The following is a 19,058-nucleotide window of genomic DNA, read 5'->3' on the forward strand; positions in this document are numbered from 1 at the left end:
CAAGTAGTTATATTGTTTTCCTTAAGAAGGAAATCAGGAATAATAACAGCATAATAACTACATGGTTCACAGTAAATTCCTTTAGAGCAATAAATAAGTATAATAGAAAAGCGCCTCCTAAGAGACGCTTTTCTATTATTAATATATGTAAACTCTTATTTTAAAGCGAATTATCCATAATATCTTGAACTACTTCTGGATTTAGTAAGGTACTGATATCACCTAAATTAGAAGTGTCATTTTCTGCTATTTTACGTAGAATACGTCTCATAATCTTTCCAGAACGTGTTTTTGGTAAACCTTCTGTAAACTGTATCTTATCAAGTTTAGCTATAGGCCCTATTCTATCTGAAATAAGCTGGTTAATCTCTTTACGCAAATTGTCGTGAACTCTACTTTCACCTACTTCTTTAAGCGTAACAAAACCATACAATGCACTTCCTTTAATATCATGTGGAAAACCAACAATAGCGCTTTCAGAAACTGCAGGATGTTCATTAATAGCATCTTCAATAGGAGCTGTTCCTAAGTTATGACCAGAAACAATAATCACATCGTCTACACGGCCTGTAATTCTGTAATAGCCAACCTCATCTCTTAAGGCGCCATCACCTGTAAAGTACATGTTTTCATAAGCTGAAAAATAAGTATCCTTATAACGTTGGTGATTGCCCCAAATAGTTCTTGCAATACTTGGCCATGGAAATTTAATACATAAACGCCCTTCAACCTGATTACCCTTTTGCTCCAAGCCATTCTCATCCATTAAAGCAGGTTGAATACCTATAAAAGGTAAGGTTGCATAGGTTGGTTTTGTGGGTGTTACAAAAGGAATAGGTGTTATCATAATCCCACCTGTTTCTGTTTGCCACCAGGTATCTACAATCGGACTCTTCTTCTTCCCAACAACATCATTATACCAATGCCAAGCCTCTTCATTTATTGGTTCTCCAACAGAACCCAAAACTTTTATAGAAGAAAGATCGTATTTCTCTACCAATTCTGCACCTTGTTTCGCCAAGGCACGAATGGCCGTTGGCGCGGTATAAAATTGGTTGACTTTATGCTTTTCAACAATTTGCCAAAAACGTCCAAAATCTGGATAATGTGGTACCCCTTCAAACATAACTGTAGTAGCACCATTAGCTAAGGGTCCATAAACAATATAGCTATGTCCTGTAATCCAACCAATATCTGCCGTACACCAATACACATCATCTTCACGATATTGGAATACATTTTTAAAAGTATAAGCAGTATAAACCATATATCCGGCTGTGGTATGAACCATCCCTTTTGGTTGTCCTGTAGAACCCGAAGTATATAAAATAAACAACGGATCTTCAGCGTCCATAACCTCAGCTTCTAATTCATCGGAAGCAGCATCTAATAAAGGCTGTAACCATTTATCACGACCTTCAGTCATAACAACATCGCCACCAGTACGATTAACAACTAAAACGGTTTCAACACCATCACAGTTTTCTAAAGCTTCGTCCACAATACCTTTTAAATCGATGGATTTGGTACCACGAAAGGAACCATCGGAAGTAATGACCATTTTACAATCGCAATCATTAATTCTGCTTGATAATGCTCTTGAAGAGAACCCTGCAAATACGACCGAATGAATGGCTCCTATTTTAGCACAAGCTAAAAGAGAAATGGCTAGTTCTGGAATCATAGGTACATAAATACACACCCGATCTCCTTTTTTAATGCCATGATCTTTTAAGACATTGGCAAACTTATTCACTTTATGATAAAGCTGTCTGTAACTAATATGTTGCGCTTCTTCATCTGGATTATTAGGCTCAAAAATAATGGCTGTTTTATCTCCTCTGGTTGCCAAATGTCTATCGATACAATTCTCTGTGATATTTAGTTTTGCACCTTCAAACCATTTTATTTCAGGTTTTGAAAAATCCCAACTCATGACCTTATCCCACTTCTTTCTCCATACAAAATGTTCTTCTGCAACTTCTTCCCAAAAATTTTCTGGTTCGCGAATGGATTTTCTATAGACTTGGTAGTATTCTTCTAAATGTTTTATGTGGTAATTACTCATAATGTTTTTAATTTTTATGTATTCCTATTTGATTGGTTTTGTAAACAGATGCTATTTCGTTAATTATTTCTGGATCGTCGATGGTAGATGGAATGTTATACTTCAAATCATCAGCAATATGACGTAATAATTTTCTAAGTATTTTACCAGAGCGTGTTTTAGGCAAACGCTGTACAATTAACACATCTCTAAAAGAAGCTACAGCACCAATTTCCCTTCTTACATCTTTAATAATTTCTTTTTGAATAGTTTCATCACTTTGAGACACTTCTGCCTTTAAAACGACTAAACCTAATGGCTTCTGTCCTTTTAATTCGCAATGCACTCCAAAAACAGCACATTCTGCAACAGATTGATGGGAAGACACAATTTCTTCCATCTCGGCGGTTGAAAGACGGTGTCCAGCTACATTTATAATATCGTCCACACGACCAGTTATAAAGACATAGCCATCTTCATCTTTGTAGCCACCATCACCTGAAAAATAATAACCTGGAAAACGTTCCAAATAACCTTTCTTAAAACGTTCTGGATTCCCCCAAAGATTGGTTAATGTTCCAGGAGGCAAGGGTAACTTAATGGCAACATAGCCTTCAGTACTTGAAGGAGCTTGTTCGCCATCTTCCGTTAAAATTTGAATATCGTAACCGCAAACCGGTAAGGTAGCGGAACCTGGTTTAACAACTTCTAAGGCCACTCCAACCATATTTGAAATCATAGGCCATCCACTTTCTGTTTGCCACCAATGGTCTATTACGGGTATCTTTAATTGATCTTGAGTCCATTGTAATGTTGCCGCGTCGCAACGTTCTCCTGCCAAAAATTGGTATTTCAAACAAGACAAGTCGTAGCGTTTTATAAAGAGTCCAAGAGGGTCTTCTTTTTTAATTGCTCTAATAGCCGTTGGAGCGGTAAACATAGCGCTTACACGATGTTCGCTTATCACTCTCCAAAAGGTAGAAGCATCAGGAGTTCTAATAGGTTTTCCTTCAAAAAGTATGGTTGTATTTCTATTCAATAAAGGGCCATATACAATAAAACTATGTCCTACTACCCAACCAACATCACTTGCTGCCCAAAAAACTTCTCCAGGATTTACACCATAAACATAATTCATAGAGAATTTTAAAGCCGTGGCATAACCTCCGGTATCTCGAATAATTCCCTTAGGTGTTCCGGTTGTTCCAGAGGTGTATAAAACATAGGAAGGATGTGTTGACTCTAGGTGAATAGCTTCCACTTCTTTTGCCTGATTTACAAAGCTTTTATAATCAATATCATAATCTTTCTTTGGAATTTCTGCTTTCAAATGCCTATCAAAAACAATAACATGATTAGGTTTATTCACTGCTAAATCAATTGCTTCATCCACATAAGGCTTGTATGGTATTATCTTTTCAATTTCTATACCACTGCAAGCTGTAATAATGGCCTTGGGTTTACAGTCGTCTATTCGAATCGCTAATTCATGAGGAGCAAAGCCTCCAAATACCACGGAATGAATAACTCCAATTCTAGCACAAGCCAACATGGCATATGCTGCTTGAGGAATCATAGGCATATAAATAATAATGGTGTCGCCTTTTTCAAGTCCTAGAGATTTTAAACCTCCGGCAAGTTTAGCTACTTCACTATGCAGTTCATTAAAAGTTATTTTTTGAATGGTATTGGTAACTGGAGAGTCGTAAATAATGGCTACTTGCTCTCCAAACCCATCCTTGATATGCTTATCAATACAGAGATAACTTAAATTAGTTTCACCGTCTTCAAACCACTGATCGTAATCATTTTTATCTTTTGATAGAATGGTACTGGGTTTCTTAAACCATTCCAATTGGTCACTCTGCTCTTTCCAAAAGACCTCTGGATGTTCAATACTTTTTTTGTATATTTTTTGATATTTCATGACTTTGTTTTTTTGGAATTAAACAAGCCAAACCAATTTGGGTTTAAAACTTTTAATTTGATAAGCGCCCATATAATAGCCACAAAGCAAATTCCTATAACCATAGAGTTTATGGCACTTATAGGCATTTCATTTTCGAATTTAAATCGATAAAATAAGGTAGCTACAACATAGATAGTTATAATAATATCTGATGCCATAGGATTGATACGTAATTTCATATCGCTGATACTTTTACAAATTGGGGAGGCTATATATAACCCAACCAATTCTAATTAAACATTGTTTGTTTGCACACAAAACCAATGAATTAATTTAGAAGTTCAAGTATTTCTGAAACTATCTTTTTTACTGAAAACGGCTTTGACAAATACTTATCTGCTCCTAGTTTTAAGCCTTTTTCAACATCTGAAGCTTTATTTTTTGCAGTTAAAAAAACCACTTTCGTATTTTTTAAACTGTCTTGTTTTTTAATGAAATCTAAGGTTTGATAACCATCTACATTTGGCATCATGATATCTAGTAAAATAACATCTGGCGTGTTTCCTTTTAAAATGTGTAAGGCTTCACTTCCATCTCGAGCTATAAATACTTCAAAACCTTGTTTTTTAAAAGCATATTCCAAGGTCATTACAATGTTTGGCTCGTCGTCGACAATTAAAATCTTCTTCATTTTTTATGCGTTTACAATGTAGTTAAAAGGCAACTTAAATCCAAAGGTTGTGCCACTTTTTTGGTTGTTTTTAACCCAAATATTTCCATGGTGGTTTATAATTATTTGCTTGCTAATAGCTAGGCCTAAACCACTCCCTTCTGGTTTGATTGTATTTTGTTCACTTGTTTGATAAAATTTATCGAAAACAAAGGCCATATCCTTCTCTAAAATACCTGCTCCATTATCGCTAATCATAACTTCAATAGCTTCATTTCCTAATTTATAATCTATAACAATTTTACCAATTTTGGGTTCGCAAAATTTCACAGCATTAGACAATAAGTTTGTTAATACTTGTAAAATACGATCTTCATCATAATTCAATACAAACTTGTGAAGATTTTTATTAGAAATTACAATGTCTTTTTTAGCAGCAATATGCTGTATACTAGCTAAGGCCTTTTTAAAGGTGTCTTGAATATTGTGAGCTTTCATTTGCAATTCATCTCTTCCTGTAGATAATTTTTCGAAGTCTAGGATGCTATGGATAAGCCTGGCCAAACGATCAGAATCCTGGAGAATATTGGTTAAAAACTGCGTTTTAATCTCTTGTGGCATATCATCGTCATCTAGAATAAGCTCTGTTGCTGCTCTAATTCCTGTGATGGGCGTTTTTAATTCGTGGGCAACCGTGTCTAAAAATTCATCTTTTTGCTTGTCTTTTGAGATTAATTCCACATTGGCATCTTTTAATTTGGTGGTTAAACATTCCAATTCATTCGACTTTTCTTTAAGTAATTTATTATTAGCTATATTTTCTTTAGATTCTTCTAGGATCTTTAAAACTTCAACCAAACTTATTTGTTCTTCTTTAACCACACTGGCAATTAATATTTTTGCTGAAGAACTTCCTATACTTCCTGTCAAGAGTTTTTCAGAAAAATTGATTAAACGAGCATCAGCCAATTGGGTGTCTTGAGGCAATTTGTATTTAGTAAAGAAAATACTTAAGGCTCTTTGAGCTCTTTGCTCTCCTAAAAATTTATTAAGAACACTTTTAATATCGGCCACATAAGCCTCCCCTTTCCAAACAAGCGCGTTATCTTGTAAAGCAGAATAATTACTACTATCTACAAACATTTCGGCATAATTACGCTCGCGATAATGTCCTTTCTGAGTTAACGAAAAAACAAGATATAAAAGTGTATTAAAAGTCATACTCCAAAAGAAAGCATGAGCTGGAGGACTTAGAAAATCGATTCCAAATAACGCATTTGGCTTCAGGGCTTCTATATTAAAAAGACCATAGGTAACAAAGTCATTATTTCCAGAGTACAAATGCATAATAAAAGGTAGAACCAAACAATAAATTGAAATTATAAAGCCAACAATAATTCCAGTAATGGCTGCTCTTGAAGAACCCCTATTCCAAAATAATCCGATAAAAAACGAAGGTGCCAACTGAGAAATAATAACAAATGAAATTAAGCCAATAGAATATAAAGACAAGGCCTTAGAGAAAAGGACATAGAAAAAATAAGCAATTATTATAATACTAAAAATGGCAATCCGTCGAATATTTTTAATGTACTGTTCGTTCTCTTCGGTTTGATTTTTACTAAAAATATCCAAAAAACCATATGGTATAATCAAGTTGTTACTTACCATAGTTGAAAGTGCCAGTGTAGAAACCACTACCATAGATATTACTGCTGAAAAACCACCAAGAAAAACTAAGAGAGCCAAAAACGTATGACCTTCATTTAAGGGGAGCAACAGCGTAAAATATTCTGCATTTACATTATTCAGGAATGTAAGTTTCCCTGCCCAAGCAATAAAAATAACAAACACATTAAAGATTAAAAGGTACAAGGGAAATAACCATATAGCTTGTTTTAAATGTTTTTCCCGATTATTCTCCAAAACCGAAACCTGAAATTGCCTAGGAAGTAGAAATATAGCCGTGAAAGATAGCATGATCATAAAAAGCCAATTAAAGCCATCTCCAGCGCCATTAAAAGTTGTAAGAGATTTAAAGTTTTCTACTTTAGAAATTTGGTTGTAAATATCTGTAGTACCATCAAACAAATAATATGTTACATAAACACCGATAACTAAAAAGAACACTAGTTTTAACACAGATTCAAAAGCCACAGAAGCAATGATGCCTCGATGTTTTTCTGAAGCATCCGTAGTTTGGGTACCAAAGAAAGCCGCAAAAGTAGCCAGTAAAACTGCGATGTAGAACGTTGAATCGTCAAACATACTTTTACTTACATAGCTTGACTTATTTGACATAATGGTAAACGTTTCAGATACAGCTTTCAATTGTAATGAAATGTATGGTACAATTCCTATAAAACAGACTACAGTTACCAGGGCTCCTAAAAAGCGATTATTACCATAACGAAGAGAAATAAAATCGGCTATGGAGGATATTTTATGCTGTTTGGAGATTCTTATTATTTTCCGCAGTATAACAATCCAAAGAGGTGCTGCTATAACGGGTCCCAAATATATAGGCAAGAAATTTATACCTGAAGTTGCTGCAATTCCAATACTACCATAATAGGTCCACGCAGAACAATAAACTGCCAAGGACAATGTGTAGATATAAGGATTGTTCACCCATTTACTTTTGGCATTTTTTTCAGCATAAAAAGCGATATAAAATAATATCGCTAAATAGGTTATGATAATAAAAAACAGACTATAATTACTCATAATGTCTCCTTAAAACGATATATGAAATAAGGATTGAAATGAACCAAATTGAAAAAATTGAAACATACAAAGTAGGAAATCCGAATATATGTCCGTCACCATTAAACATTAAAATAAATGGCACATTAAAAATAAGGATTAAAGAAATCCCTAAAACCACTAGCTTTTGTTCGTGTCTCTTTTTCATAAACAATTAAGAATTTAAAAGTAATAAAAAAAACAACAGCACAAAAAGTATGTGCTGCTGTTTTCTAACTAGCTATTAAAAATCAAGGAAAATTAATGTGATGTTGCTTCTCCAGCATCAGAAGGAATTCTAATACTCTCAACCATGTCTTGAACATCTTGAGGCGGAGCAGGTGTCATTCTTGAAACAACCAATGAAATAACAACATTTACAAGCATGGCAATAGTTCCAAATCCTTCAGGAGATGTACCAAACCACCAATCTGCGCTAGTACCACCTCCAAACATGTCTAGTTTGAATTTCATCATGTAGAATAACATTAAAACAATTCCTACAATCATACCGGAAATAGCACCTTGACTGTTCATTCGCTTATCAAAAATCCCTAGAATAATAGCAGGGAAAAAGGAAGCGGCTGCTAAACCAAATGCGAGCGCGACGACTGCGGCGACAAATCCTGGTGGATTAATACCGAAGTACCCTGCAATTAAAATGGCAACAAAAATTGAAATTCTTGCGGCTCTTAATTCTGCCTTGTCTGAAATATCTGGTTTTAATTGTTTCTTAATTAAATCGTGTGAAATAGATGTAGAGATTACTAATAGTAATCCTGCCGCTGTTGATAATGCGGCCGCTAAACCACCTGCTGCAACTAAAGCAATCACCCAGTTTGGTAGATTTGCTATTTCAGGATTTGCTAATACCATGATATCTCTATCTACATACAATTCATTTTTAGCATCACTAGCATTAGAAATCATACGCTCACCATAGGCTCCTCTTGCATCTGTGTATGCTGGCTTTGCACTAGATAAGGCATCTCCTGCAACGTATTGAATTTTACCATCATTATTTTTATCTGCCCAAGCAATTAAACCGGTATTTTCCCAGTTTTTAAACCATTCTGGAATTTCGGTATACTCTTTATTACTTACTGTTTCTATTAAGTTAGTTCTAGAAAACACTGCAATTGCTGGTGCTGTGGTATATAAAATAGCAATTAGGAATAAGGCATATCCTGCAGATTTACGTGCATCTTTTACTTTCGGTACCGTAAAGAAACGCACAATTACATGGGGTAATCCAGCTGTCCCTGTCATTAATGCTAAAGTAATAGCAAAAACATCCCAAGTACTTTTTCTTCCACTTGTATACGCGTCAAATCCCAGTTCGACGTGTAGCGCATCTAACTTATCTAGTAAAAAGGCCCCTCCCTCTACTTTACCTCCCATTCCTAATTGAGGAATGATATTACCTGTCATTTGAAGTGAGATAAAAATAGCTGGAACCATAAAAGCAAAGATTAACACACAATATTGCGCTACTTGCGTATAAGTTATCCCTTTCATCCCTCCTAATAATGCGAAAGTAAGAACGACTGCCATTCCAATAAATACACCAAGGTTTATATCTACTTGTAAGAATTGCGAAAAAACAATTCCTACACCACGCATTTGACCTGCAACGTAAGTAAACGATACAATTAATGCGCAAATAACAGCCACTGTTCTAGCTGTATTGGAATAGTAACGATCTCCAATAAAATCTGGCACTGTAAACTTACCAAACTTACGTAAGTAAGGTGCTAAAAGCAATGCTAAAAGCACATAACCGCCAGTCCAGCCCATAAGGTACACAGAGCCATCATAACCAGAAAAGGAAATAATTCCTGCCATACTAATAAAGGAGGCAGCACTCATCCAATCGGCTGCTGTTGCCATACCATTTGCTAGAGGAGAAACACCTCCACCAGCAACATAAAATTCTTTTGTTGAGCCCGCCCTAGCCCAAATTGCGATTCCAAAATATAAGGCAAAAGTAAGCCCTACTAATAACCATGTCCATGTTTCTACATTCATAATTTTTTGTTTTAATTTAGTTAAGGGTTACTCGTCGAAACCGTATTTTTTATCTAGTTTATTCATTAATCTTACATAAACGAAAATGAGAATTACGAATACATAAATAGAACCTTGTTGTGCGAACCAGAATCCTAATTTAAATCCACCTAATCGAAACTGATTAAGTTCTTCTCTAAATAGTATCCCGCAACCGAAGGAAACGATAAACCATATGCTTAATAAAATAACCAAGTATTTTATATTTTCTTTCCAGTATGCTGATGCATGTTTTTGTTTTTCTGACATAATTTATTGTTTTATATTATAGATAAATCATTGCTTGTAAGGTAATGGTGCCTAATTTTACATCACCAAATTTTTCATTTTTATATTCCATGGTTAGTTTGGAATGATGCCCAGCAAAATAAGCATTGGCTCCAACGCCAAAGATATTTCGGTTGTCATCTACAGCATCATAACTATTAGATCCATAAGACACATATGGTTGTAAGCGTGTTTTATTTACATCGCCATTAAAAACATAACCAACATGACCGTAAATCATGCTTCCTGTTCCATAGGCGCTGTATAGGTAATCTGTACCATAATCGTTAGATTGGAAGGTTGCATAAGCTGTAATTGAAGAACCCTTTTCTCCTAAAGGGGCGTCATAAAAGACATCTATTGCAAAAATACTGACGTCTTCGCCTATTAATTCTGCACCTTCTAGTTTAACAGAACCATTTGGATGTAAAAAGAAACCAGCTCCTACATTAAAAATAGGTTTCCCACCTAAATAGGTTCCAACTTTATAAGGTAGAAAATTAGATTCTTGATCTAAGAAATTATAATCGAAATAACCCGCGTAAACCATTCCTGCATCTCTAGATCCTAAAAGTCTTCTCCCTCCATAAACAGGAGCTCCACCATCTTCTGGCATTCTCATATCCAATCCATCTGTAATGGCATCATTAATGGCTACCTGATACTGAAATTTACCAAAGTTTCCTTTTCCAAAAACTCCAATGTGTCTAGCAAACTGATCTGAAAGTCCTAAAGTAGACCAGGATTGTCTGTTATTATCTAATGTCAACATGTTCAGAGTACTCTGATTGTTAAGCCTAGAAATACCGTTAAAATAATGAAGACCTCCACCAACAGAATGATGCTCATTCAGGTTGTACTGAGCCCAAACATCATGGAAGAATAATTGAGAGCCATCTCCCTTTCCTGTAGGACTTAGAGAATTGGCATTTAAATTATTTAAACCAAAATGAGTTAAAATTAAAAACTTGTCATTAAGTTGGGCGTACATAAGAACTCTAGCTCGCCTTAGATTAAAATTAAAATGGCTCACGTCGTCTGGAACCTCATCGGCATAAACACCTTGTACTTGAGCCCAAGATAAGATGCGGAAGTATTTCTTGCCATCTTCATCAAATTTCACCTTGTAGCCACCTTCATAACTTGGGGCACCTTGGGAATACATCATCCACTGACAGGCAAATAAGAACCCTGCGAGTAGTAAAAGATTTTTCTTCATAATTTTTAGTTTGAGTTAGTTTAAATTGGTTTTATGTGCACCACTAATCTCCAAAAAAGTATGAATAAAATAATAATAAGTATATTTATTTGTTAATTTAAAATAGTTAATCTCTGAAACGCTCCCATTTTATTAACATAAACTTATCACCTAACTCAGTCACTAACACCCCAGCTCCAGAAAGATTACTAGTGTCTTGAAAGTATCTAGAAAGCTCATTAGCATTCAATATTTTATAAGTAGGATGATAATCTGTTTTATAGGGTCTTTTGATATTATATTTCTTTACCCAGTTCATAATACTTACGTGAGACACGCCTAGAATACGCTCAATCTCTCGATAAGTCAAACCTTCCAAGTAGAGCTGTAAGGCTTTATTAACGTAATAATCATCTATTTTTTTTCCAAGCTTATTTACCGTAAAGAAATAGCCACAGTCTTTACACTTATAGCGCTGTCTGTCATTAACGATACCACTTTTAATATAACTTTCTGAACTACAGTTTGGGCAGAGATCTATTTTCATATATACTAAATTAGCATAAATATATCAATTTAGCAATATAATTAAAGAGTAAATCAGCAAATTATTCTTGAAGCCTTTAAAATAGGGGTATTATTGATTTATATCTATATGTCCCCTCTAAGTTCTTTAGGCTTTGTTGCTTAAGAATAATTTATTAAAATGTGATTTCTTTCAAAGTCGTGATGTGCAGTTGAAATCCATTATAAATAGAAGCAACTATCAAGGGAGGCCGTTTAAGAAAATGAAACTATAATCTCAAGTTGGTTGATAAAGTTCCAAACCACGTAACATCACCTTAAACTCTTTTTTATACTCTTATAAAGGATCTATTTTTTTATATTAGCAATCTAAACCCTACTTCATGTTAAAAAACTGCCTAACCCTCTTACTTATTTTTAACTTTACCTTATTAACATTCTCTCAAAAAAACGCTGAACCATCACCCGAAGACATCCAATTGGCCGAATCGCTTAAAGTAGCGTTTCCCGATGATCAGGTAGCTTCAGAAAGTGAGACCTATTATATTACCTTCGAATATAATAAGAAAACAGGAAAAGTTGAAGTCTTAGAGAAAATCACTAAGAATCTGATAAATATAGATTCTAGAGCAGATATTCAGGTATATAGTTTTTATAATGGGGAATCGGAAGTAGAGTCATTTATCATTAAATATAAAACCGATCGTGAGGCAAATTTCTATATCAATGATGAAGCAATAAAAAGCGATGATTTATTTCATAACGATTCCAGAGTAAAATATACCAATTTAGATTTTCCTTTAAAGGGTTACAGATATCAAGTGGAAACCATTAAACGCTATAAGGATATAAAATATTTTACCAGTTTGTATTTTAATGATGACTATCCAACGGTAAAAAAAACATTCACTATTGACATTCCAGATTGGCTAGATTTAGAACTAAAAGAGATGAATTTCGATGGATTCATCATCAATAAAACAGTTAATGCAAACGATAAAAACGATGGAGAAATTACCACCTTCACCTTTGAAAACGTCCCTACCATGTTTGATGATGAAAGTGCGCCAGGACCATCTTACATTTATCCACATATCTTAATTTTAGCAAAATCCTTTACTTTTGATGGTGAGAAAACCAATATTTTCGAATCCACTCAAGACTTATATAACTGGTATAAAACTTTAGTAAACAGCTTAGAAAATGACAATTCAGATTTAAAAGCAATGGTTTTAGAGTTAACCAAAGACGCAACAACTGAAGAAGAAAAAATAAAAAACATCTACTATTGGGTTCAAGATAATATAAGATACATCGCATTTGTAGATGGTATTGCTGGTTTTAAACCAGATGAAGCCATCAATGTCTTTAACAAACGCTATGGAGATTGTAAAGGAATGGCGAACCTAACCAAGCAAATGCTTATAGAAGCAGGTTTTGATGCGCGCCTTACATGGATTGGGACAACCAGAATTGCCTACGATTACTCAACACCCAGTCTTTCGGTGGATAACCACATGATTTGTACGCTTTACAATGATGGAGAACCTATTTATTTGGATGGAACAGAAAAGTTTAATGCCTATAAAGAATATGCCAATAGAATTCAGGGCAAACAAGTACTGATTGAAAATGGAGAAGAATTCATTTTAAATGTAGTTCCAAAGGTAGAAGCTAATTTCAATAAAGAAACTGTTGATTATACTTTAACGCTTGAAAATGATCAATTAAATGGAACCGTTTCTAAATCATTTAATGGCGAAAGTCGCTCGAGTTTATTACAATATCTAAGTCAGTTGCAAACTGATAAAAAGGACACCTTTCTTCTGTGGTATTTAAATGGTGGCAATTCAAATATAAAAGTTGATGAAATCAACACCTCCGATTTAACAGACAGAGAAATTCCTATAAATATCGATTATAATATTAGTATTAACAATGCTGTTTCCTCCTTTGACGGCACCGTTTATATTGATTTAGATTTAGACAAAGAATTATCTGGCTACAATTTTGAAAAACGCAAAACAGATTTTGTTTTCGATTATAAAAAGCATTTAGAATCTACTACTACCTTAAAAATTCCAGAAGGCTATCATGTTGAAAGCCTTCCACAAGACATTAATATTTCGAGTAAAAACTACAATTTAAAAGTTTCTTTTTCCCAAAATAATAACACCATTATTTATAAAAAGGATTTTGAAATCACACAAAACGTTATTAAAAAAACGGACTTTTTAGAATGGGATGGTTTTATTAAAAATCTGAATACCATTTACAACGAGCAGATTACGCTAACTAAACAATAAATTACGCATGAAAATTAAATTCTTACTAGTATGTGCTTTGACATATACTACCCTATTTTTCTCCCAATCGAAATCGCAACTGGAAGCTCAAGAGTTTTTTTGGGGTGAAGATGATGCCTTTAAAGATGCCGTGGATATTCCTGAAAAATGGCAAAATGAATCGGCTGTAGTTATCTATAAGAATGAGAATTACGACTATCATAAGTTTGGAAAACAAGTAGAATACAAATCATCGCTTCGTAAGCGCATTAAATTATTAGATCAAGCTTCGGTTACAGAATTCTCAACCTTCACCTACCAAAAACGATTTAGTTCCTCTAAAGGCTACTCTGGATATAATGCATCACATACCATAGTTGGACTAAAAATTATAAAACAAGATGGCACAGAAACCATTATAGATATTGAAAATGAAGCTGTAGTTGTGGATAATGAAACCAAAGTGGCTATTGCAAATTTAGAAATTGGCGATATCCTAGATTTCTTTTATTACAGTGTAGAACCCTTTAAATCTGTAGAAGCATTTGGGTTTAATCCGGTAGAGCAAACTCTTGGGGAAGAATATCCAATTATGGATTACAAGTTGTACTTCCAAACGGAAAATGATTTTTTCATCAACTTCAACTCCTATAATGGTGCACCTGAACTTACAGAAATTGCCACCGAAAAAAATAACACCAGACGTTATGAATTAGTTGCTACAGATATTGATAAACATAAATACGAACGTTGGTTTTATCCCCTGGTAGAACTTCCAACATATAAATTTCAAGTGTATTTTGCACGTTCGGGGAAATTTGAAGATCGTGCCTTAGCATTTCTTCCGGAAGATGAAAAAATCATAAAAAAAACAGTTTCAGAAGAAGAGGTTTTAAATTATTATGAAGCATACACTCCATTAGGTGATTTGGGTTCCATTGAACGTTTTATAAAAGAAAATGATTTTAAAAATGATCGCGAAAGAGTTATTGCAGTATATTATTATGCCCGTCATAGGTATTTAACCCAATATGTAGAAGCAATCATTGTGGGAGAAACAGATATTTTAGCATCGCCATTTTATGCTACTAAAAACAACCCTCACATATTTGGTAATGAAAAAGAGTTTGCAAGGCATTTTATGGCTTTTTTATATGATTTCGATTATGATTACGACCTTATAATTGGTAAAAAGCGTTACGATGGTAGTTTGGACGAATTATTAATTCAGAGAAATGCCAATGTCTTTCTAAAAGTGAACACGAGTCCGCCAGTTTATTTAGATTATTTTAGACTTCACTCAGATGCCAATCAATTTAATTATTTATTAGAAGGAACTGATGTATATGAAATATCTGCAACTAAAAAACGATTAGACAAAATTACAACAGGGAAATTACCGCAAACTACTTATGACCAAAATGAATCTTATAAAGAAATAACCATTACTTTAAATGAAGATTTTTCGGGTTTCAATTATCAGGGCATCAATAAATACAAAGGTTACGAAAAAGCAGATCAACAATTTGACAAGCTTATATTTAAGGATTATGTTATTGAAGATTATGAAAAATATGGAACTGAACCATTTATAGATCAAATTACCAACAAAAAAACACGCGAAAAAACAGAGATGGAACTTGCTGCCTTAGTAACCAAGTTACGCGAGAAACAATTAGAGAATTTAAAGGAAAGTATTGAAGGCGAATTGGAGATTCAAGATGTTAGCGATTACACTTACAACATCAAAGAAACTGGCCGTTACGGTTTTGACACTAGCTTCACTTATGATGAAAGCTTTAATGCCAAAGATGCCTTTATTAAAAAAGCTGGTCCTAATTACATCATGGAAGTTGGGAAACTTATTGGCGGACAAGTAGACTTATCGGATGAAGACCGCAAACGTGTGGAAAATGTTTTTATGAATTACCCAAGAAGCTACAATTATCATGTAACATTAAATATCCCTGAAGGCTATTCGGTTTCTGGATTAGACAAATTAAATAAATCTGTTGATAATAAAACAGGTGCTTTTATTAGTACGGCAACTATAGAAGGGAATCAGTTAATTATCACCACTACAAAACAGTATAAAAATAATTACGAAAATGGCGCTGACTGGCCATTAATGATAGCGTTTTTAGATGAAGCTTTTCAATTTACAAATGAAAAAATATTACTCAAAAAGAATTAACCGTAATTTCAAATTTCATAAAAAAGCCACAATTTACATTGTGGCTTTTTTAGTTATTTAAACGTCCGTTTTTTATAAGCTTTAAATTCTTTAATCACTCGTGGTGCCATAATTAAGGTTGCCGTCATTGTAGGAATAGCCATCAATGCAAAAAATCCATCAATTAGGTTAATCATCATAGCCAAGGAGGTAGTTGCTCCCATAATAATACTTGCTATATACAAGTAGTTGTAATAGTGTTTCTTATCGGCTCCAAATAAAAAGGACATACACTTAGTTCCATAATAGGAATAGGAGAACAAAGAGGAAATACTAAAAATTATAATACAGATTAATAGAAGATACTTCCCAATTCCAGGCATGGCATTTGCAAAAGCCGAAGCTGTTAAACTCACGCCATTAGCATCGGTTGTTTGCCAAACACCTGTTACTAAAATAGCTAAGGCTGTTAAGGTACATACAATTAAAGTGTCTATTGCAGGTCCTAGCATGGCAACCAAACCTTCACGTACAGGTTCGTTTGTTTTTGCTGCCCCATGAGCCATTGGTGCTGTACCAATTCCTGCTTCATTTGAAAAAGCACCACGACGAATCCCTAATAAAATTAAACCTCCTACAATACCTCCTAAAAAGGAATCTCCTTTAAAATTGGTAGCGGCAAAAGCGTCTGTAAAGATCATAACGAAGTATTTAGGAACAACTTCATAATTAACAATTAAAATAAACATGACCAAAACAAAATAAAGTAAGACCATGCTTGGAACCATTTTGGAAGCCACTTTACTAATTCTATTTAATCCTCCCAGAATAACTATGGAAGTGATAATTACCAAAACAGCTCCTATGATTAGATTGCTACTAAATCCGACAGCAACGCCGTTTGGCACTAACAAAATATCATTTATCGCTTGAGTTAATTGATTCACATTAAAAACTGGCAAAGCACCAACTAATCCACATAAACTAAAAAACACCGCTAGAGGTTTCCATTTCTTCCCTAAACCTTCCATAATGAAATACATGGGACCACCTTGAATCTTGCCCTCGCTATCTTTGCCTCTATACATTATAGCTAAAGTTGATGTGAAAAATTTAGTACTCATTCCAATTACAGCACTTACCCACATCCAGAACACAGCTCCAGGTCCGCCAATGGAAATGGCGACGGCTACTCCAGCAATATTTCCCATTCCAATGGTTGAAGACAAAGCTGTAGTTAAAGCTTGAAAATGTGTTATTTCTCCTGCATCATTCGGATTATCATATTTCCCACGTAACACTTGTAAAGCATGACCTAGATATCTAAACGGCAAAAATCTGGAAAGTATTAAGAGATACAAACCTCCTCCAATTAGTAAAATTAACAAGGGTAATCCCCAAGCATAGGAGGCGAAGTCTGAAATGATCTGATCGAGTTGTTCCATTTTATTTTTTAAGTTCTATAAATATATTAAAAGGAAAGTATATTTATTTATAAAAACAAAAAACCTTGATTTCTCAAGGCTCTTATTATATTTAAAAGTTCATTTTAGCTTTTCAAATAAGCTAAAACATTCAGTTCTATTCTATTTTGGATATTAGATACATCTGCTTTCACAAATTTCTCACCCATGATTTTCTCATACAATTCAATATATCTTTCGGAAACCGTTTCTATATACGCGTCAGACATTACAGGAACTGTTTGCCCTTCTAAACCTTGAAAATCGTTTGCAATTAACCATTGTCTTACAAATTCTTTAGACAATTGCTTTTGGGCTTCACCTTTATCTTGACGTTCCTGATACCCTTCAGCATAAAAATAACGTGAGGAATCTGGGGTGTGGATTTCATCGACTAAAACAATCTTACCATCTTTTGTTTTTCCAAATTCATATTTGGTATCTACTAAAATCAAGCCTCTAGATGCTGCAATTTCTGAACCTCTTTGGAATAATTTACGTGTATAATCTTCAAGCACTAAATAGTCGGCTTCAGAAACAATGCCACGTTTTAGAATGTCTTCACGAGAAATATCTTCATCATGATCTCCCATTTCAGCTTTAGTTGCAGGAGTTATAATTGGTTGTGGAAATTTATCGTTTTCTTTCATCCCTTCTGGCATTGCTACCCCACAAAGTATGCGCTTTCCTAATTTATATTCTCTAGCCGCATGACCAGACATATAGCCACGAATCACCATTTCTACCTTATATGTTTCGCATAAATGTCCAACAGCTACATTTGGATCTGGGGTTGCCATAAGCCAATTTGGGACAATATCTTCGGTAGCTTTCATCATTTTGGTTGCTATCTGATTTAAGATTTGCCCTTTATAAGGAATCCCTTTTGGCATAACCACATCGAATGCCGAAAGTCTATCTGTAGCAACCATAACTAATAGGTTATCGTTTATATTATATACTTCTCTAACTTTTCCTTTATAAACACTTTTTTGGTTTGGAAAATTGAAATTGGTATCTGTAATTGTGTTCATTAGAAGTCACCTATTGTTTGTTTTGCAAATGTAATTTGTTTCCATTCGCCAAACAAATCTAAACAAAAAAAGGAGACATAAACATGTCTCCTTTTAAGTATCAATAAATTTATAGTTATTTATTTGAATCGGATATTATAAGTAGCTCCTATTCCAACATTTTGCAAATCCACATCGTTTTCTGCAAAGGTATTTTGATAAAAAGCATAAAAATTCCAGTCTCTGTTATGATATCCAATTTGTGGATTAACATATAATCCTCCGTCATTATTTTCAAGATTGGTTACAAAACCATACCCCACATCAGTTCCTAAAAACAAACCATCTGGGGTAAAATAATAGCGAAAGAATCCTGCTGCTGGCACAACTCCGAAATCGTCGAAACCATCTTTCCCAAAATAATGGCTATAACCTGAAGCGATACCTATAGCTATATTAGGATTGAATAAATACTGTCCTCTAAGATCAACGCCTAAGGTAAAAGACGAAGCATCGCTGGCATCTCCAACTGGAATCCCAGCCGTTAGACCTGCTTTTAACCAAGAATTATCTACCGTGATATCCACTTCTTCTTGAGCGAAAATTGGACTGAACCCTAATATGACTACAACTAAAAATAAATTTTTCATTTTGTTTTGTTTTATGATTAAGGTACAAACTTCTGAAAGTTTTAGA

The 19,058-nt window shown here is 34.2% G+C and carries 14 protein-coding genes; 2 read left to right on the forward strand and 12 right to left on the reverse strand.

Annotated features, from left to right (window positions below; all coding sequences use genetic code 11):
* Positions 1 to 160: 160 nt before the first annotated feature.
* The 9 genes from acs to IEV77_RS11485 all read right to left on the reverse strand — a co-directional run bounded on the left by acs (position 161) and on the right by IEV77_RS11485 (position 11,450).
* Positions 161 to 2,068: an acetate--CoA ligase gene (acs, locus tag IEV77_RS11445; RefSeq protein ID WP_188464957.1), complete on the reverse strand. Its 1,908-nt coding sequence runs from the start codon at positions 2,066 to 2,068 to the stop codon at positions 161 to 163.
* A gap of 7 nt (positions 2,069 to 2,075) precedes the next feature.
* Positions 2,076 to 3,974: an acetate--CoA ligase gene (locus IEV77_RS11450; protein ID WP_188464960.1), complete on the reverse strand. Its 1,899-nt coding sequence runs from the start codon at positions 3,972 to 3,974 to the stop codon at positions 2,076 to 2,078.
* Positions 3,971 to 4,195 carry a hypothetical protein gene (locus IEV77_RS11455; protein WP_188464962.1) on the reverse strand — a complete coding sequence of 75 codons (225 nt, stop codon included), beginning with the start codon at positions 4,193 to 4,195 and terminating at the stop codon, positions 3,971 to 3,973. Before IEV77_RS11455 ends, IEV77_RS11450 begins: the two co-directional genes overlap by 4 nt.
* An 89-nt stretch (positions 4,196 to 4,284) precedes the next feature.
* Positions 4,285 to 4,647, reverse strand: a complete 363-nt coding sequence (locus tag IEV77_RS11460; protein WP_188464963.1) for a response regulator transcription factor — start codon at positions 4,645 to 4,647, stop codon at positions 4,285 to 4,287.
* 3 nt (positions 4,648 to 4,650) lie between these two features.
* The gene (locus IEV77_RS11465) at positions 4,651 to 7,353 is read right to left on the reverse strand and encodes a sensor histidine kinase (protein ID WP_188464965.1); all 2,703 of its coding nucleotides are present in this window, start codon (positions 7,351 to 7,353) and stop codon (positions 4,651 to 4,653) included.
* Positions 7,354 to 7,632: 279 nt separating this feature from the next.
* Complete coding sequence (locus tag IEV77_RS11470; protein ID WP_188464966.1) at positions 7,633 to 9,399, reverse strand: sodium:solute symporter family protein; 1,767 nt, start codon at positions 9,397 to 9,399, stop codon at positions 7,633 to 7,635.
* Between the two features lie 27 nt (positions 9,400 to 9,426).
* Positions 9,427 to 9,687, reverse strand: coding sequence for a DUF4212 domain-containing protein (locus IEV77_RS11475; protein WP_188464968.1), 261 nt, complete (start codon positions 9,685 to 9,687; stop codon positions 9,427 to 9,429).
* Between the two features lie 16 nt (positions 9,688 to 9,703).
* Positions 9,704 to 10,924 carry a hypothetical protein gene (locus IEV77_RS11480; RefSeq protein WP_188464970.1) on the reverse strand — a complete coding sequence of 407 codons (1,221 nt, stop codon included), beginning with the start codon at positions 10,922 to 10,924 and terminating at the stop codon, positions 9,704 to 9,706.
* Positions 10,925 to 11,030: 106 nt separating this feature from the next.
* A complete protein-coding gene (locus IEV77_RS11485) occupies positions 11,031 to 11,450 on the reverse strand; it encodes an IS1/IS1595 family N-terminal zinc-binding domain-containing protein (RefSeq protein ID WP_188464972.1) in 420 nt (139 codons plus the stop codon).
* Between the two features lie 361 nt (positions 11,451 to 11,811).
* Here IEV77_RS11485 and IEV77_RS11490 point away from each other — a divergent pair, with 361 nt between their 5' ends.
* Both IEV77_RS11490 and IEV77_RS11495 read left to right on the forward strand, forming a co-directional pair.
* Positions 11,812 to 13,734: a transglutaminase domain-containing protein gene (locus tag IEV77_RS11490; RefSeq protein WP_188464974.1), complete on the forward strand. Its 1,923-nt coding sequence runs from the start codon at positions 11,812 to 11,814 to the stop codon at positions 13,732 to 13,734.
* Between the two features lie 7 nt (positions 13,735 to 13,741).
* Positions 13,742 to 15,907: a DUF3858 domain-containing protein gene (locus IEV77_RS11495; protein ID WP_188464976.1), complete on the forward strand. Its 2,166-nt coding sequence runs from the start codon at positions 13,742 to 13,744 to the stop codon at positions 15,905 to 15,907.
* Positions 15,908 to 15,960: 53 nt separating this feature from the next.
* Here IEV77_RS11495 and IEV77_RS11500 read toward each other — a convergent pair whose 3' ends face one another.
* From IEV77_RS11500 to IEV77_RS11510, 3 genes are all read right to left on the reverse strand, one after another.
* Positions 15,961 to 17,331, reverse strand: coding sequence for an alanine/glycine:cation symporter family protein (locus tag IEV77_RS11500; RefSeq protein WP_188464978.1), 1,371 nt, complete (start codon positions 17,329 to 17,331; stop codon positions 15,961 to 15,963).
* 104 nt (positions 17,332 to 17,435) lie between these two features.
* The gene (locus tag IEV77_RS11505; RefSeq protein WP_188464979.1) at positions 17,436 to 18,383 is read right to left on the reverse strand and encodes a phosphoribosylaminoimidazolesuccinocarboxamide synthase; all 948 of its coding nucleotides are present in this window, start codon (positions 18,381 to 18,383) and stop codon (positions 17,436 to 17,438) included.
* A 119-nt stretch (positions 18,384 to 18,502) separates the two neighbouring features.
* Positions 18,503 to 19,012 (reverse strand): hypothetical protein, encoded by a 510-nt coding sequence (locus tag IEV77_RS11510; protein WP_188464982.1) that lies wholly within the window; start codon positions 19,010 to 19,012, stop codon positions 18,503 to 18,505.
* Positions 19,013 to 19,058: the final 46 nt, after the last annotated feature.

Origin of the sequence: Xanthomarina arctica, assembly GCF_014638915.1 — a bacterium.
Taxonomy (GTDB): Bacteria; Bacteroidota; Bacteroidia; order Flavobacteriales; family Flavobacteriaceae; genus Xanthomarina; species Xanthomarina arctica.

Bases quoted from the DNA above. Each gene is read 5' to 3' on its own strand.
- acs (WP_188464957.1), bottom strand. From the start codon at position 2,068: ATGAGTAATTACCACATAAAACATTTAGAAGAATACTACCAAGTCTAT.
- IEV77_RS11450 (WP_188464960.1), bottom strand. From the start codon at position 3,974: ATGAAATATCAAAAAATATACAAAAAAAGTATTGAACATCCAGAGGTC.
- IEV77_RS11455 (WP_188464962.1), bottom strand. From the start codon at position 4,195: ATGAAATTACGTATCAATCCTATGGCATCAGATATTATTATAACTATC.
- IEV77_RS11460 (WP_188464963.1), bottom strand. From the start codon at position 4,647: ATGAAGAAGATTTTAATTGTCGACGACGAGCCAAACATTGTAATGACC.
- IEV77_RS11465 (WP_188464965.1), bottom strand. From the start codon at position 7,353: ATGAGTAATTATAGTCTGTTTTTTATTATCATAACCTATTTAGCGATA.
- IEV77_RS11470 (WP_188464966.1), bottom strand. From the start codon at position 9,399: ATGAATGTAGAAACATGGACATGGTTATTAGTAGGGCTTACTTTTGCC.
- IEV77_RS11475 (WP_188464968.1), bottom strand. From the start codon at position 9,687: ATGTCAGAAAAACAAAAACATGCATCAGCATACTGGAAAGAAAATATA.
- IEV77_RS11480 (WP_188464970.1), bottom strand. From the start codon at position 10,924: ATGAAGAAAAATCTTTTACTACTCGCAGGGTTCTTATTTGCCTGTCAG.
- IEV77_RS11485 (WP_188464972.1), bottom strand. From the start codon at position 11,450: ATGAAAATAGATCTCTGCCCAAACTGTAGTTCAGAAAGTTATATTAAA.
- IEV77_RS11490 (WP_188464974.1), top strand. From the start codon at position 11,812: ATGTTAAAAAACTGCCTAACCCTCTTACTTATTTTTAACTTTACCTTA.
- IEV77_RS11495 (WP_188464976.1), top strand. From the start codon at position 13,742: ATGAAAATTAAATTCTTACTAGTATGTGCTTTGACATATACTACCCTA.
- IEV77_RS11500 (WP_188464978.1), bottom strand. From the start codon at position 17,331: ATGGAACAACTCGATCAGATCATTTCAGACTTCGCCTCCTATGCTTGG.
- IEV77_RS11505 (WP_188464979.1), bottom strand. From the start codon at position 18,383: ATGAACACAATTACAGATACCAATTTCAATTTTCCAAACCAAAAAAGT.
- IEV77_RS11510 (WP_188464982.1), bottom strand. From the start codon at position 19,012: ATGAAAAATTTATTTTTAGTTGTAGTCATATTAGGGTTCAGTCCAATT.